We start from the raw sequence: 14,726 nt of genomic DNA on the forward strand, positions 1-14,726 counted from the left end.
GACGTTCACCGGGGCGTCGGAATCAGGCCGCTACGCGTTCCCGTCCGGGTTCCTCGACGGTCCGGTCCACCTCGTCGAATCCCGGCCTGCCGGTGCCGATGAACGCCACCAGCCACGACGCCACCGCGGCGAACCGGTTGCGGAAGCCGACCAGGTAGAACAGGTGCACCGCCAGCCACATGAACCAGGCGATCACCCCGCGGAAGGTGATGTGCTCGTTGAGTTTCGCCACCGCGCTGAACCGGCTGATGACGGCCATGCTGCCCTTGTCCCAGTACACGAACGGGGTGCCGGGCTGCTTCTTGCGCCGGATGATGTCGGCGGCGTGCCTGCCCTCCTGCATCGCCACCGGCGACTGGCCCGGGTAGCCGTTGAGCGAGGTCATGTCGCCGATGGCGTAGATGTCGGCGTAGCCGCCCACGGTCAGGTCGGGATTGATCAACAGCCGCCCGGCGCGGTCGGTTTCGACGCCCGTGGCCTCGGCGAGGATCTCGGCGAATCCGCCCGCCTGCACGCCCGCCGACCACACCACGGTCTCCGCGGCGATCTTGCGCTCCACGCCCGCCTTGTCCTTGACGGTCACCTTGCCCGGCTCGATGTCGGTGACGAAGGTGTCCAGCAGCACCTCGACGCCGCCCTTGGCGAGCGACTTCTTCGCGTACTCCGACAGCCCGCCGCCGAACGGCGGCAGCACGGCACCGGCGCCTTCGACCAGGGTGACCGAAACCTCCTGGTGGAAGTGGCGTTTGGCGAGTTCGGTGAGCTGCCCGGCGACCTCGACGCCGGTCGCGCCCGCGCCGACCACCACGAAGCTGAGCAGCCGCTGCCTGGTCGCCTCGTCGGCGGTGGCGGCCTCGGTGAACACGCGCTCGATCTGCGCGCGCAGCAGTTTCGCGTCCTCGATGGTCTTGAGCGAATAGGTCTTCTCGGCGAAGTCGTCGCGGCCGAAGTACGACTGCGAGGCGCCGGTCGCGGCGATCAGCGAGCCGTAGCGGATGCGGCGTAGCTCGCCGCCGGGGGTGCGGTAGGTCAGCACCGCGGTGTCGGGTTCGATGGCGACGACGGTGCCCTGGCGGACGTCGGCGGTGTCGTGGCGGCGCAGGATCTTCGCGATGGGCGGGGCGATCTCCTCGGCGGCCAGCACTCCCGTGGCGACCTGGTACAGCAAGGGCTGGAACAGGTGCTCCGGCGTGCTCGAGATCAGGACGTAATCGACGTTCGACTTGGCCAGCTGCTTGGCAGCGGCCAGTCCGCCGAAGCCCGATCCGACGATGACGACATCCGAGTATTCGATTCCCGTGGCTTCCACCACAGCGACGTTATCCATGACAGCCTCCTTCTGTCATGACAAACCGTTATCGGGAACTCGGATATTTCAGGGGTCAGGGCGCATAATTCAGATGACTATTATCTGGATCGCTCATGAATGGAGATCGTGGTGGAGCTTCGCCAGCTCACGTACTTCGTCGCGGTGTGCGAGGAGCTCAGTTTCAGCAGGGCCGCGGCCCGCTGCTTCATCTCGCAATCGGCGATCAGTCATCAGATCGCCCGGCTCGAACACGACCTCGGGGTACAGCTGTTCGAACGCTCGACCCGCTCGGTGGTCCCGACCGACGCGAGCACAAGATTACTACCCCTGGCAAAGCAGATGCTCAGCCTGGAATCGGCGATCCGGGCGGCGGTGCGCACCACCAGCCCGCGCATCCGGCTCACCGCCAACATGTCCTTCGCGACCCGCTCGCTCTCGGCCATCGCCCGGGCCAGGGCCGCGCATCCGGACGCGGAGATCGAGTTCGTCATCAAGCCGTTCCGCCAGCGCATCGCGGCCGTGGCCGACGGCGACTGCGATCTGGCACTGATCCGCGGCAGCGTGCAGCAACAGGGTCTGTCGGTCGAACAGCTCTGGGTCGAGGACCTCATGATCGCCACCGCGCCGGAGCATCCGCTGGCCGGGCGCACCGACGTGACCTTGCGCGAACTCGGCGACTACCCGCTGCTGCTCCCCCCGGAGTCCGAGCAGGTCCTGCTGCACAACGTGGTCCGCGCGGCCTTCGCCGACCTGCCGACCGGCCCCATCTACGGCCCGCCGATCCCGCCCGACCACACCGCCACCATGGAGCTGATCAACCACCCCGACGCCTGGACCATCCTCTACGCGCACAGCCCCACCGAGGGCATCGCCACCGTCGAGCTGGCCGACCGCCCGCTGCGCGTCCCCGTCTCGGCCGTGCTGCGCTCCGATGCCCGCCACTCCCCCATCCTGGACACCCTCCTCTCCGCCCTGCACACGGCCTGAGGAAACGACAATGCCCGGCCGGGGAACCGGCCGGGCATTGCGCACAGCGCTGGAGGCTCAGCCCTTGTGGGACTTGATGGCCTCGGTCAGCTGCGGGGCGACGTTGAACAGGTCGCCGACGATGCCGTAGTCCGCGATCTCGAAGATCGGGGCTTCCTCGTCCTTGTTGACCGCGACGATGGTCTTCGAGGTCTGCATGCCCGCGCGGTGCTGGATGGCGCCGGAGATGCCCAGCGCGATGTACAGCTGCGGGGAGACCGTCTTACCGGTCTGGCCGACCTGGAACTGACCCGGGTAGTAGCCGGAGTCGACGGCGGCGCGGGAGGCGCCCACGGCCGCGCCGAGCGAGTCGGCCAGCTCCTCGACCACGGAGAAGTTGTCGGCGGAACCGACGCCGCGGCCACCGGAGACGACGATGTTCGCCTCGGTGAGCTCGGGGCGGTCACCGGCGACGACGGGCTCGCGCGCGGTCACCTTGACCACGCCCTCCTCCTGCGCGGGCACCTCGACGGTGACCTTCTCGCCCGCGCCCTGCTGCGCGACGGCCTCGATGGCGCCGGGGCGCACCGAGATGACCGGCACGTCGCCGTTGGCCTTGGCCTCGACGGTGAAGGCGCCACCGAAGATGGAGTGCACGGCCGAGCCGTCGGCGTTCACGCCGATGACGTCGACGAGCAGGCCGGAGCCGATGCGGGCGGCGAGGCGGCCCGACACCTCCTTGCCCTCGGCGGAGGCGGCCACGATGACGGCGGCCGGGGAGACCGACTCGACGAGGCCGGCGAGCACGTCGACCTTCGGGGTCACCAGGTAGTTCTCCACATCGTCGGACTCGGCGATGTAGATCTTCTCGGCGCCCGCGGCGGTCAGCGCGTCGGCGAGCTTGTCGCCGGTGCCGGGCGCGCCAAGCACGACGGCGGCCGGGCTGCCCAGGGTGCGGGCGGCGGTGAGCAGTTCGGTGCTGACCTTCTTGATCGCACCGTCGGCGTGCTCGACGAGCACGAGTACTTCAGCCATTTGTGTTCTCTCCTAGGAAGTCTCAGTCCGATGTGGCGCGGATCAGATGATCTTCTGGCCGACCAGGTACTGGGCGATCTTGGTGCCGCCGTCGCCTTCGTCGACGACCTTCTCGCCTGCGGTGCGCGGCGGCTTCGGGGTCGAGGAGGTGACGGTGCTGCCCGCGTTGGCCACACCGACGGTGGAGGGATCGACGCCGAGGTCGGCGAGGGTGAAGACCTGCACTTCCTTCTTCTTGGCGGCCATGATGCCCTTGAAGGACGGGAAGCGCGGCTCGTTGATCTTCTCGGTGACCGAGACGATGGCGGGCAGGGTCGCCTCCAGCTTGAAGACGCCCTCGTCGGTCTCGCGCTCGCCGGTGATCTTGTCGCCGTCGACGGTGAGCTTGCGCAGGTGGGTCAGCTGGGGCAGGCCCAGGTACTCGGCGATGATCGCCGGCACGGCACCCGCGCGGCCGTCGGTGGCCTCGTTGCCCGCGATGACCAGCTCCACGCCCTCGACCTGGCCGAGCGCCGAGGCCAGCACCCACGCGGTCTGCACCGCGTCGGAGCCGTGGATGGCCGGGTCGTTGATGTGGATGGCCTTGTCGGCGCCCATGGACAGCGCCTTGCGGATGGCCTCGGTGGCACGGTCGGGACCGGCCGACAGCACGGTCACCTCACCGCCCTGTGCCTCCTTGATCAGCAGCGCTTCCTCGACGGCGCGCTCGTTGATCTCGTCCAGCACCGCGTCGGCGGCCTCGCGGTCCAGGGTGAAGTCCCCGTCGGACAGCTTGCGCTCGGACCACGTGTCGGGAACCTGCTTGATGAGTACGACGATGTTCGGCATCGGTCTTCGTCGACCTCCTGTTCTGGGGGCGGGTATCTGGCGGTCGCACGAGCTGGGCCGTACGTCCATTGAGTAGCTCGGTCGGTGACATTACCTTACGTTAAGTTACTCGTGGGTAACTTAGTCTACGCCGTCTCGCGAAAGCCCCTCCGGGCGACGCCGGGACGCACCCCTACCAGTAACGTCGACGGGATGAGCGAGGCTGTGATCCCTGCCGCAGTGGGCGACGACGAGGTCATGACTGCGGACACCGGCGGCGAGCAGACGCTGCCGCTCACCGGAGAGCGCACCGTGCCCGGCATCGCCGAGGAGAACTACTGGTTCCGCAGGCACGAGGTCGTCTACGCGCGGCTGCTGTCGCGCTGCGCCGGAAAGACCGTGCTGGAGGCCGGTTCCGGCGAGGGCTACGGCGCGGACATGATCGCCGGGGTCGCCGCGGCGGTGGTCGGGCTGGACTACGACGCGAGCGCCGCCGCGCACGTGCGCGGACGCTACCCGCGGGTGCGGATGATCCGGGGCAACCTCGCCGCCCTGCCGCTGCCGGACGCCGCGGTCGACGTGGTGGTGAATTTCCAAGTGATCGAACATCTCTGGGACCAGAGCCAGTTCCTGCGCGAGTGCCTGCGGGTGCTGCGTCCCGGCGGTGAGCTGCTGATCAGCACGCCCAACCGGATCACCTTCTCCCCCGGCCGCGACACCCCGCTCAACCCCTTCCACACCCGGGAGCTGAACGCGGCCGAACTGGACGAGCTGCTGGTGGAGGCCGGTTTCCGGGTCGAATCGATGACCGGGGTGCACCACGGCGTGACGCTGCGCGCCCTCGACGCCAAGCACGGTGGCTCGTTCATCGACGCGCAGATCCAGCGGGCGCTGGCCGGGCAACCGTGGCCCGCCGAGCTGACCGCCGACGTGGCCGCGGTGACGATCGACGACTTCGATCTGCGCGCCGATGACATCGACGCCAGCCTCGACCTGGTGGCCGTCGCGGTGAAGCCGGGGTCGTGAATTCCGTGTCGTCGCAACAGGTTCCGGGCCAGTTCACGCTGGTCCTGCATTCCCACCTGCCGTGGTTGGCCCACCACGGACGCTGGCCGGTGGGCGAGGAATGGCTCTACCAGTCCTGGGCCGCCTCCTATCTTCCCGTGGTCGAGGTACTGAGAACGCTTGCCGCGGAAGGCCGTTCGCACCTGCTGACGCTCGGGATCACCCCGGTACTCGCGGCCCAGCTCGACGATCCGCACTGCCTGGCCGGCATGCACCACTGGCTGGGCAACTGGCAGCTGCGCGCCGACGAGGCGTCGGCGGCGGGCAACGTCGCGCTGGGGCGGCACGAGCACCGACTGGCCACCGCGGCCCTGGCCGAATTCGAACAGCACTGGCGCCACGGCGCGGCCCCGGTGTGGCGCAGCCTGGTCGACGCCGAGGTGGTCGAGCTGCTCGGCGGCCCGCTGGCGCACCCGTTCCAGCCGCTGCTGCATCCGCGGCTGCGCGCCTTCCAGCTGAGCGAGGGACTGGCCGACGCCCGGCACCGCTGGGGCACCCGGCCCACCGGCATCTGGGCGCCCGAATGCGGATACACCCCCGGTATGGAACGCGGCTACGCCGCGGCGGGCGTGACGCATTTCATGGTCGACGGACCCGCGCTGCGCGGCGACAGCAGCCTCGGCAGGCCCGTGCACGACTCGGATGTGGTGGCGTTCGGGCGCGATCTGCACGTCAGCTACCGGGTGTGGTCGCCCAAATCCGGCTATCCCGGCCACGCCGCCTACCGTGATTTTCATCACTACGACCACGCGACGGGTCTCAAGCCGTCCCGGGTCACCGGCAAGACCGTCGCCGGGCCCGACAAGGCCCCCTACGATCCCGAGCTGGCGGCCGCGGCGGTCGCCGGTGACGTCGAGGACTTCGTGCGGACGGTGCGGGCGCGGCTGATCGCGGAGTCCGACCGCATCGGCCGTCCCGCGCTGGTGGTGGCCGCGTTCGACACCGAACTCTTCGGCCACTGGTGGCACGAGGGACCGCAGTGGCTGGCGCAGGTGCTGCGGGCGCTGCCCGAGGCCGGGGTCACCGTCGGCACCCTCGCCGACGCGCGGGCCCGCGGTTTCGTCGGCGAACCGGTGCCGCTGGCCGATTCCTCGTGGGGCTCGGGCAAGGACTGGCGGGTGTGGGCCGGTGATCAGGTGCGCGATCTGGTCGAGCTCAACGACGAGGTCGTCGGGCTGGCCCTGGACACCGTCGACAAGATGCGCGCGGCCGACCCGGGCGCCCCGGCACTGCGCGACCCGGTGGCCGATCAGCTGCTGCGCGAGGCGATCCTGACCGTCTCGAGCGACTGGGCGTTCATGGTCAGCAAGGACTCCGCGGCGGGCTACGCGCGCGACCGGGCCCACCAGCACGCGCATGCCGTCCGCGAGATCGCGGCCGCGGTGGGGGCGGGTCAGGTCGCCAAAGCGCGCCAGTTGGCGGCAAGATGGAGCGCGGCCGACGGATTCTTCCCCGGAGTGGATGCGCGACGGCTGCCCGACGCCGACGCGCCGCCCGTGCCCAGCGCTGACGCGCCCCGTCCACCCGCCGCCGGGACGCCGGGCCCAGCCTCAGAAGGACTTGCATGAAGATCTTGATGGTGTCGTGGGAGTACCCACCGGTGGTGGTCGGCGGGCTCGGCAGGCATGTGCACCACCTGGCGGTCGAGCTGGCCGCGGCCGGACACGAGGTGGTCGTGCTCTCGCGCAGACCCACCGGCACCGACCCCACCACCCACCCGACGCACTCGTTCATCGAGGACGGCGTGCTCGTGGTCGCCGTCGCCGAGGACCCGCCGTGCTTCGACTTCGGCGAGGACATGCTGGCCTGGACCCTGGCGATGGGGCACGCCATGGTGCGCGCGGGTGTCGGTCTCGGCAAGCCCGGCATCGGTGAGGGCTGGACGCCCGACGTGGTGCACGCGCACGACTGGCTGGTCGCGCACCCGGCGATCGCGCTGGCCGAGTACTACGACGTGCCACTGGTCTCCACCATCCACGCCACCGAGGCGGGCAGGCACAGCGGCTGGGTGGCCGGCCGGGTCAACAAGCAGGTGCACTCGGTGGAGTGGTGGCTGGCCAACGAATCCGACGCCCTCATCACCTGCTCGTCGTCGATGCAGGACGAGGTGGAACGGCTCTACGGGCCCGAGCGCGTGCCGATCACGGTGATCCGCAACGGCATCGACGTGGGCGCCTGGACCTTCCGGCCGCGCGCGCCGCGCACCGGCCCGCCGCGGCTGCTCTACGTCGGCAGGCTCGAATACGAGAAGGGCGTGCAGGACGCCATCGCCGCGCTGCCGCGCATCCGGCGCGCGCACCCGGGTACCACGCTCACCGTCGCCGGGGTCGGCACCCAGTTCGAATGGCTGCGCGAACGCGCCCGCGTGCACCGGGTGGCACGGGCGGTGACCTTCACCGGGCAGCTCGGCCACGCGGAACTGCTCGGCTGGCTGCACGGCGCGGACGCGATCGTGCTGCCCAGCCGCTACGAGCCGTTCGGCATCGTGGCGCTCGAAGCGGCCGCGGCGGGCACCCCGCTGGTCACCTCGACCGCGGGCGGGCTCGGCGAGGCCGTGATCGACGGTGTCACCGGGGCCTCGTTCGAACCGGCCGACGTGGACGGGCTGGTGGAGGCGGTGCGCGCCACCCTCGACGACCCCGCCGCCGCGCAACAGCGCGCCTACGCCGCCCGCGAACGCCTCACCGCCGACTTCGCCTGGGACGTGGTGGCCGCCGAGACCGCGCAGGTGTACTCCTCGGCCAAGCGGCGGGTGCGCAATCCGCTGGGCCGCCCGGTCATCGTGGAACGGCCGCTGCCGGAACGGGATCCGAACAACCCGGTGTGACCGCCGGTTCAGTCCTCCGGCTCGAAGGCGAACACCTCGCCGATCCTGGTCGCCACCACGACCTCGCCCTTCGGGCCGACCGAGGTGCCGGTGGTGCTGCCCTGCGCGCCGGGCAGCACATCGGAATCGATGGTGGCGCCGGTGGCGGTGTCGAAGGTGACCAGGTTCAGGCCCGCGCCGATCGCGGCGGTGGTGTAGCCGATCCCGCCCGCGGTCTGCACCGGGAGCCCGCGCAGCGCCAGATCCTTACGCTCCCAGGCGGTTTCGACGCCGTCTCCGGTGTCGCGCAACGCCATCAGATAGCCCTCGTCACCGGCGGGCACGATCAGCCCGTCGGCGGCGACCGAGATCGCCCCGGCCGGGGTGAACGCGAGCTGATGGACCCACTTGGTGCGCCCGTCGGCGGTGTCGAGCGCCAACAACCGGCCGCTGTTGTCGCCGACGTAGACGGTGCCGCCGTCGGCCGAGAGCGCCGGACTGGTGGCGCTGCCGCCGGTGAGCAGCTGGGCGCTCCACTCCCGATGGAGACGCTGGTCGGCGTAGCGCATCGCGACCAGGTCGGCGGCGGGCTCGCCCGGCTGCCACACGGTGACGAAGAAGCGCCCGGAGGACTCGTCGATCGCGGAGACCGTGGCGATCGGGCACTGCGGCCCACCGGTGGCGCAGTCCTCGAGGCCGTTTCCGGAGGCCGGGCGGGTGAGGTCGGGATGCTCGAGGAAGTCCGGTTCGCCCAGCAACTGGGTGGTGGGCACCACCCGCTTGCCGGTCTGCCGTTCGAGCACGTCGACCTGGCCGGACTGGGTGATGGTGAGCACGTGTCCGTCGCCGGTGAACTGCACCGACACCGGCACGCCCGCGACCGGGGTGCGCCAGCGCGGCTGGCCGAGCAGGTTGTAGGAGTTCACCGCCCCGTCGTCGCCGAAATAGACGTTGGTGCCACCGTCGACGGCGGTCGGCGAGGAGATGGTGTTGGGGCCGAGGCGATCGCAGAAGCGCTTGCGGCCGGTGGGCATCTGCAACGACAGGATGGCGCAGCCGCTGGCGGTGCGGGTGGTCAGGAAGATCTGGCTGTCCGGGCCGATGGTGACGGGGTGGGCGATGGGGCCGCCCGCCGGACGCGACCAGCGCAACGTCATCCGTTCGGCGCCGGTCACCGGGCTCGTGGCGGCGTTGCGGCCGTCGTGGTGGACCGCCGGCCAGCCCGCCCCGGAGCCGACCGTGATGTCGTCGACGTCGGTGCCGCACCCGGCGGCCATCGCGCCGAGGACGACCAGCGCCGCCGCGGTCCGGACGCGTGATCGCCCGCGCTTCGGCACATCCGGCTTCGGCACATCCGGCGGGGGCACATCCCGCGTGGACTCGGCCCGCGCGCAACCGGTTCGCACCTGCTGATCTCCCCTCTGGTCGACGGCCGCACGCAAGACTAGCGGGTCCGGGCCCGGCCACGCCCGCCGCACGGCGTGTTCGCCCGGCGGTCCCGGCAGGTGGCCGAGCGCCGGCGCGAGCGCTCGCCTCCCCCGACCAATGTGAAACCGCGCGGGTTCGCTTTGCCCGCGCGTGTGTTACTGTGCGGTAAGTTGCCGTGTGATCGGGTTCATACCCGGGTCACCGGCGCGGTGCGGGACACCCGGCGACGGCGCCGGGCGGGCGGGAGAGGTATCGAATGGCACGGCAACAGCGGCGTTCTCGGGCGGGAGCGCGACGGTGGGTGGGGCGCGCGATCGCCGCGGCGGTGGCAGGCGTCTGCGCCGCCACGGCGACGGTGGCGGGACCGGAGCCCGCGCCCGCGGTCGCGGCGCCGGTGACCGACTTCTACACCCCGCCCGCGCAATTCCCCACCGAGCCCGGCGCCATCGTCAAGACGCAGCCGATGCCGCTGTACGCGTCGCTGCCCAGTGAACAGGGCTGGCCCGCCGCCGCCGATCTGGTGATGTACACCAGCCGATTGCAGGACGGCACCCCGGCGGTCGTCACCGGCACCTTCATCGATGCCGCGGGTCCGTGGCTCGGCGCGGGTCCGCGCCCGACGGTCGTCATCGCGCCCGGCACCTCCGGGCAGGGCGACCAGTGCGCGATGTCGCGTGCCTTCGCCACCGGGGTCGCGGCGTTCACCGAACCCGCCCTCGGCATCTCGGCCAACCAGGAACTGCCGTCCTCGGCCGTGTGGAGCAGGCTCGGCGCGCGCGTGCTGGTGACCGACTACATCGGCCTCGGCACCCCGGGCGTCCACACCTACGCCAACCGGATCGAGGAGGCGCACGCCGTCCTCGACGCCGTGCGCGCGGCCAACACGCTGGCCGGTGTCGGCCCGGAGACGCCCGTGGTGCTGTGGGGGTACTCGCAGGGCGGCGGCGCCACCGCGGCCGCGGCCGAGCTGGCACCGCGGTACGCGCCGGAATTGAACCTGAAGGGCACCTGGGCGGGCGGACCGGTCGCCGACCTCGCCGAGATCCTGAAGACCATCGACGGCGCACTCATCGGCGGGGCCATCGGCTTCGCCGTCAACGCCCTGCTGGCCCGCTATCCCGCCCTGTACCAGGCCCTGGACCGGGTGACCAGCGCCGAGGGCCGCGCGATGCTCGAGACACTTAGCAACGCCTGCATCGCCGACGTCATCACCCGGCATCCGTTCCTGCGCACGAACAGCCTGACCGTCGACGGCCGCTCGCTCACCGAACACCTGGCCGACATCCCCGAGGCCGCACCCGCGCTCGCCGAACAACGCGTCGGCACGCTCACCCCGGCCGGCCCGGTGTTCATCACCAGCGGCCGCAACGACGACACCGTCCCCTACGGGCAGGCCCGCGCGCTCGCCGAGAGCTGGTGCGCGCAGGGCGCGACGGTCACCTTCCGCACCAACGAGCTGCCGCCGATCCTGCCCGGCGCGACCATCCCCAACCATTTCGGCCCGGAGATGATCGACGCCTTCGGTCCGGACAACGCCGTCACCTACCTGCTCGACCGGCTCGCCGGCAAACCCGTCGCCGGTTGCGCCATCGACGGAGCCTGATCCCCAGGGTCGTCCCCGACGGGTGACGGCGCGAAAGTACGCTGTTCATCCAAACGAGACGGCCCCCGCGACGGGGTCCGGGAACACGACGGGAGAAGGTTCGTGACGAGCATGTGGGGCGCACCGTTGCGCTCGCGCTGGCGCGGGTCGCGGCGCCGGGATCCGCAGCAGGCGCGGTTTCTGACCATGGCGTCGCTGCGCTGGGTCATCGCCAACCGCGCGTACACGCCGTGGTACCTGGTGCGGTACTACCGTCTGTTCAAGTTCAAGCTCGCCAACCCGCACATCGTGTTGCGCGGCATGGTCTTCCTGGGCAAGGGCGTCGAGATCCACGCGACCCCCGAGCTGGGCCGCATGGAGATCGGCCGCTGGGTGCACATCGGCGACGGCAATGCCATCCGCTGCCACGAGGGCTCGCTGCGCATCGGCGACAAGGTGGTCTTCGGCAAGGACAACGTCGTCAACACCTACCTCGACATCGAGATCGGCGAGTCCACCCTGGTCGCGGACTGGTGCTACATCTGCGACTTCGACCACAAGATGGACGACATCACCCTGCCGATCAAGGACCAGGGCATCGTCAAGAGCCCGGTGCGCATCGGCCCGGACACCTGGATCGCCGCCAAGGTGACGGTGCTGCGCGAGACCAGGGTCGGGCGCGGGTGCGTGCTGGGCGCGCACGCGGTGGTCAAGGGCGAGATCCCCGACTACAGCATCGCCGTCGGCGCCCCTGCCAAAGTGGTGAAGAACCGCAAGGCCACCTGGGAGGCGGGCGCCGAGGAGCGGGCGAAGTACCTGGCCGCGCTCGAGGACATCGAACGCAAGAAGAACGGTGTGAGCACGCAATCCTGACGAATCCGTCGGCCTGGTGAACTAGGGTTCGGCCCATGCACAGGTAAGCGGCGCTGCTGCGCGGGATCATGCCGAGCAACCCCAACATGCGCAACGACAAGCTGCGCGGCGTGTTCGAGGGCCTCGGTTTCGAGAAGGTCGCCACCGTGCTCTCCAGCGGCAATCTCGTCTTCCGCACCGAGCCCACCGACACCGCCGAGCTCGAGGACCGCATCCAGGGCGCGCTCAACGCCGAACTGGGCATCGCGGGCGGCACGCTGGTGCGCGACTACGACGAACTGCGCGACCTGCTCGACCGCGACCCGTTCGAGGGCCTGGTCCACGAACGCGGCTCCTACCTCACCGTCACCTTCTTCAAACGGCCCATCGACGATCCCGAGCCCGCGGCACCCGCCGACCCGCTCACCCGTGTCGTCGGCTACGACGAGCCCACCCGGGCCCTGCTCACCGTCATCGACAACAGCACCCCGAAGACCCCCGACTTCATGGCCTGGCTGGACAAGACCTACGGCAAGGACATCACCACCCGCACCTGGCTCACGGTCCAGAAGGTGGTCAAGAAGATGGAGTCCTAGCGGAGGGAGTGCTGGTCCGCCGGCGCCTGCGCGGTGCAGAGGAAGGCGGTTGCGGTGCGGCCGATGCGGGTGAGGACGAGGGTGTAGGGCCGGGTGCCGCGGAGTTTGAGGCGTTTGCGGAGGGCGTCGGGGTCGATGTCGACGCCGCGGACGAGGATTTCCAGGGCGCCGCAGTCGCGGCGGGTGAGTTCCCGGCGCAGGGTCTTCTCGCGCAGGTCGAGGCGGTCGTCGATGCGGAAGCCGCGGACCCCGGGTGGCACCCGGTCACCGGTGAGGTAGGCGATCTGCGGGTCCAGTTGCCACAGGCCATGTTTCGCGGCGTAGTGGCGAACCAGCCCGGCGCGCACGATCGCGCCGTCGGGGTCGATGATCCAGGTGCCGGGCGGGCGCTGCGGGATGTCGTCGGGCTCGGTGTCGGTGAGGGTGATGCCGGGGCCGGTGGAGGACAGCACCGTGGCGCGGCGGCGCACGCCGGGCTCGGCGAGACCGGGTGACCAGAGACAGGCTTCGCGGACCGCGCCGTCGAGGGAGACCACCTCGACCTCGCCCGCCCAGTCCAGGCGCGCGAAATCCAATCCGGGAGCACACTTCACGGCCAGGTCGCGGCCCGCGTACACCGACAGCAGGTCCGGCAGCGGCGGTTGCAGGGCGGCCGGGTCGTGCGTGCGTCTGCCGCCCGCGCGGCGGGCCGGATCGGCGACGACCACCGTGTCGCGGGTGACGGGCGCGAGCGCGTCGGCGCGGGCCAGCAGAACGTTGGCGGCCCCGCCGAGGTTGTGGGCCGCCATCGCCAGCCGCACCTCGTCGAGGTCGCTGCCGATCACCGCCGGGCACGCCGGGGCCAGCTCGGCGAGCTCCGCGCCGATCGAACAGGTGACGTCGTGCACGGCGCGCCCGGCCAGCCGCCGGGCGCGGTGCCGGGCGACCGCGGTCGGGGTGGCCTGTTGCACGGCGTCGTCGGTGAGCAACCAGTCGGCGGCATCGGCCAGTTTGGCGGCCGCCTTCCGGCGCAACCGCACGGTTTCGATCAGGGCGGGCGCCGCCGCGCCGTGCGCGCGGCGAACCCGCTCCAGGTCGTGCAGGTGCGAGGCGGCACTCAACTCCAGCCCCGCGACCTCCGCGAGCGCGGCGCGACCCGCCGCACTCGCGAGGAACGCGACGTCGGCGCGGCCGAAGCCGTAGCCCACCTACTTCGCGGGCTTCACGCCCGTGATCATGGCGTTGTAGAAGAACTGGCGCGGCACCACGTGGCGCATCACCTTCTCGTCCACCCAGCTCAGGCCGAGCCACGCCCGGTACATCGCCATCCGGTAGCGCCAGGTCAGCTTCTCCTCGGGCACCGCGGCTTCGAAGGTGCGCACCGGCCAGCCCCACAGCGCGGCCGCGAACTCCTCGGTGGTCGCCTTCACCTGGGTGGCGCCCGCCGACCGGGCCATGGCCTCGAGGTCGGCGGGATCGAAGGTGTGCAGGTCGACGACGGCCTCGAGGGCGGCCGCGCGGGAGGACTCGTCCAGTTCCTCCTGCGGACGCCGCCACCCGGCCAGGGCGGGCAGCTTGGTGACGGTGGTGGTGGCCTTCCAGGTGATGCGGCCGAGCCAGCGGGCGTAGAAGTTGCCGACAGTGGTCGGCTCACCGGCGAAGACGAAGCGGCCGCCCGGCTTGAGCACCCGCAGGCATTCGCGCAGCGCCTGCTCCACATCGGGGATGTGGTGCAGCACCGCGTGCCCGACCACCAGGTCGAAGGTGTCGTCGTCGTACGGGATGGTCTCGGCGTCGGCGACACGGCCGTCCACGTCGAGTCCGAGGTTCTCGGCGTTGCGCAGCGCCACCTTCACCATGCCCGGCGACAGGTCGGTGACCGAACCGGACTTGGCGACCCCGCCCTGCATGAGGTTCAGCAGGAAGAAGCCGGTGCCGCAACCCAGTTCGAGCGCGCGCTCGTAGGGCAGCGGAGCCGGCCCGACCGCGGCGTCGAACCGACCGCGGGCGTACTCGATGCAGCGCTCGTCGTAGGAGATGGACCACTTGTCGTCGTAGGTCTCGGCCTCCCAGTCGTGGTAGAGCACCTGGGCCAGCTTCGTATCCTTGAACGCCGCTTCCACCTCCGCCTCGGTGGCGTGGGGGTTCGGCGCGGGGTCGGAGGGACGTACCGTCATGGTCGCCAAGCCTACCCAGATCTACCCGGCGGTACGGTGCGCGGGCCGGTCATTCGGACAGGTGACCGAGAGCCGCCGGAACTAGAACCTGTTCCTATCAGCGCAATCGTGCCGCACACCCCGC

The 14,726-nt window shown here is 70.8% G+C and carries 13 protein-coding genes; 7 read left to right on the forward strand and 6 right to left on the reverse strand.

Features of this window, described 5'->3' with window-relative positions; all coding sequences use genetic code 11:
- Positions 1–22: 22 nt before the first annotated feature.
- The gene (locus CRM89_RS14870; RefSeq protein WP_011210810.1) at positions 23–1,327 is read right to left on the reverse strand and encodes an NAD(P)/FAD-dependent oxidoreductase; all 1,305 of its coding nucleotides are present in this window, start codon (positions 1,325–1,327) and stop codon (positions 23–25) included.
- 111 nt (positions 1,328–1,438) lie between these two features.
- On the opposite strand from CRM89_RS14870, the gene CRM89_RS14875 reads away from it, so the two are divergent.
- Positions 1,439–2,296 (forward strand): LysR family transcriptional regulator, encoded by an 858-nt coding sequence (locus CRM89_RS14875; RefSeq protein ID WP_041561269.1) that lies wholly within the window; start codon positions 1,439–1,441, stop codon positions 2,294–2,296.
- A gap of 57 nt (positions 2,297–2,353) precedes the next feature.
- On the opposite strand, the gene CRM89_RS14880 is transcribed toward CRM89_RS14875, so the two are convergent.
- Positions 2,354–3,310 (reverse strand): electron transfer flavoprotein subunit alpha/FixB family protein, encoded by a 957-nt coding sequence (locus CRM89_RS14880; RefSeq protein ID WP_011210812.1) that lies wholly within the window; start codon positions 3,308–3,310, stop codon positions 2,354–2,356.
- Between the two features lie 42 nt (positions 3,311–3,352).
- On the reverse strand, positions 3,353–4,138 hold the full coding sequence (locus tag CRM89_RS14885; RefSeq protein ID WP_011210813.1) for an electron transfer flavoprotein subunit beta/FixA family protein: 786 nt from the start codon (positions 4,136–4,138) through the stop codon (positions 3,353–3,355).
- Between the two features lie 237 nt (positions 4,139–4,375).
- On the opposite strand from CRM89_RS14885, the gene CRM89_RS14890 reads away from it, so the two are divergent.
- Genes CRM89_RS14890 through CRM89_RS14900 form a run of 3 tightly spaced genes read left to right on the forward strand, consistent with a single transcriptional unit; the run spans position 4,376 to position 8,009 of the window.
- Positions 4,376–5,143, forward strand: coding sequence for a bifunctional 2-polyprenyl-6-hydroxyphenol methylase/3-demethylubiquinol 3-O-methyltransferase UbiG (locus tag CRM89_RS14890; RefSeq protein WP_098086998.1), 768 nt, complete (start codon positions 4,376–4,378; stop codon positions 5,141–5,143).
- Positions 5,140–6,750, forward strand: a complete 1,611-nt coding sequence (locus tag CRM89_RS14895; protein WP_098084459.1) for a glycoside hydrolase family 57 protein — start codon at positions 5,140–5,142, stop codon at positions 6,748–6,750. Before CRM89_RS14890 ends, CRM89_RS14895 begins: the two co-directional genes overlap by 4 nt.
- Positions 6,747–8,009, forward strand: coding sequence for a glycosyltransferase family 4 protein (locus CRM89_RS14900; protein ID WP_011210816.1), 1,263 nt, complete (start codon positions 6,747–6,749; stop codon positions 8,007–8,009). Before CRM89_RS14895 ends, CRM89_RS14900 begins: the two co-directional genes overlap by 4 nt.
- Before the next feature lie 8 nt (positions 8,010–8,017).
- Here the strand turns inward: CRM89_RS14900 and CRM89_RS14905 are convergent, their stop codons facing one another.
- On the reverse strand, positions 8,018–9,340 hold the full coding sequence (locus tag CRM89_RS14905) for a PQQ-binding-like beta-propeller repeat protein (RefSeq protein ID WP_267499173.1): 1,323 nt from the start codon (positions 9,338–9,340) through the stop codon (positions 8,018–8,020).
- A gap of 332 nt (positions 9,341–9,672) precedes the next feature.
- Here CRM89_RS14905 and CRM89_RS14910 point away from each other — a divergent pair, with 332 nt between their 5' ends.
- The 3 genes from CRM89_RS14910 to CRM89_RS14920 all read left to right on the forward strand — a co-directional run bounded on the left by CRM89_RS14910 (position 9,673) and on the right by CRM89_RS14920 (position 12,446).
- Entirely contained in the window at positions 9,673–11,019 is a 1,347-nt protein-coding gene (locus tag CRM89_RS14910; protein ID WP_172964512.1) for a lipase family protein, read from the forward strand.
- 102 nt (positions 11,020–11,121) lie between these two features.
- Entirely contained in the window at positions 11,122–11,871 is a 750-nt protein-coding gene (locus CRM89_RS14915) for an acyltransferase (RefSeq protein WP_011210819.1), read from the forward strand.
- Between the two features lie 56 nt (positions 11,872–11,927).
- Positions 11,928–12,446 carry a DUF1697 domain-containing protein gene (locus CRM89_RS14920; protein WP_256385964.1) on the forward strand — a complete coding sequence of 173 codons (519 nt, stop codon included), beginning with the start codon at positions 11,928–11,930 and terminating at the stop codon, positions 12,444–12,446.
- On the opposite strand, the gene CRM89_RS14925 is transcribed toward CRM89_RS14920, so the two are convergent.
- Positions 12,443–13,633 (reverse strand): SAM-dependent methyltransferase, encoded by a 1,191-nt coding sequence (locus CRM89_RS14925; protein WP_098084462.1) that lies wholly within the window; start codon positions 13,631–13,633, stop codon positions 12,443–12,445. The two genes, CRM89_RS14920 and CRM89_RS14925, sit on opposite strands and share 4 nt — an antisense overlap.
- Positions 13,634–14,602 (reverse strand): class I SAM-dependent methyltransferase, encoded by a 969-nt coding sequence (locus CRM89_RS14930; RefSeq protein WP_011210822.1) that lies wholly within the window; start codon positions 14,600–14,602, stop codon positions 13,634–13,636.
- Positions 14,603–14,726: the final 124 nt, after the last annotated feature.

This window comes from Nocardia sp. FDAARGOS_372 (genome assembly GCF_002554515.1).
In the GTDB taxonomy this organism is placed as follows: domain Bacteria; phylum Actinomycetota; class Actinomycetes; order Mycobacteriales; family Mycobacteriaceae; genus Nocardia; species Nocardia farcinica.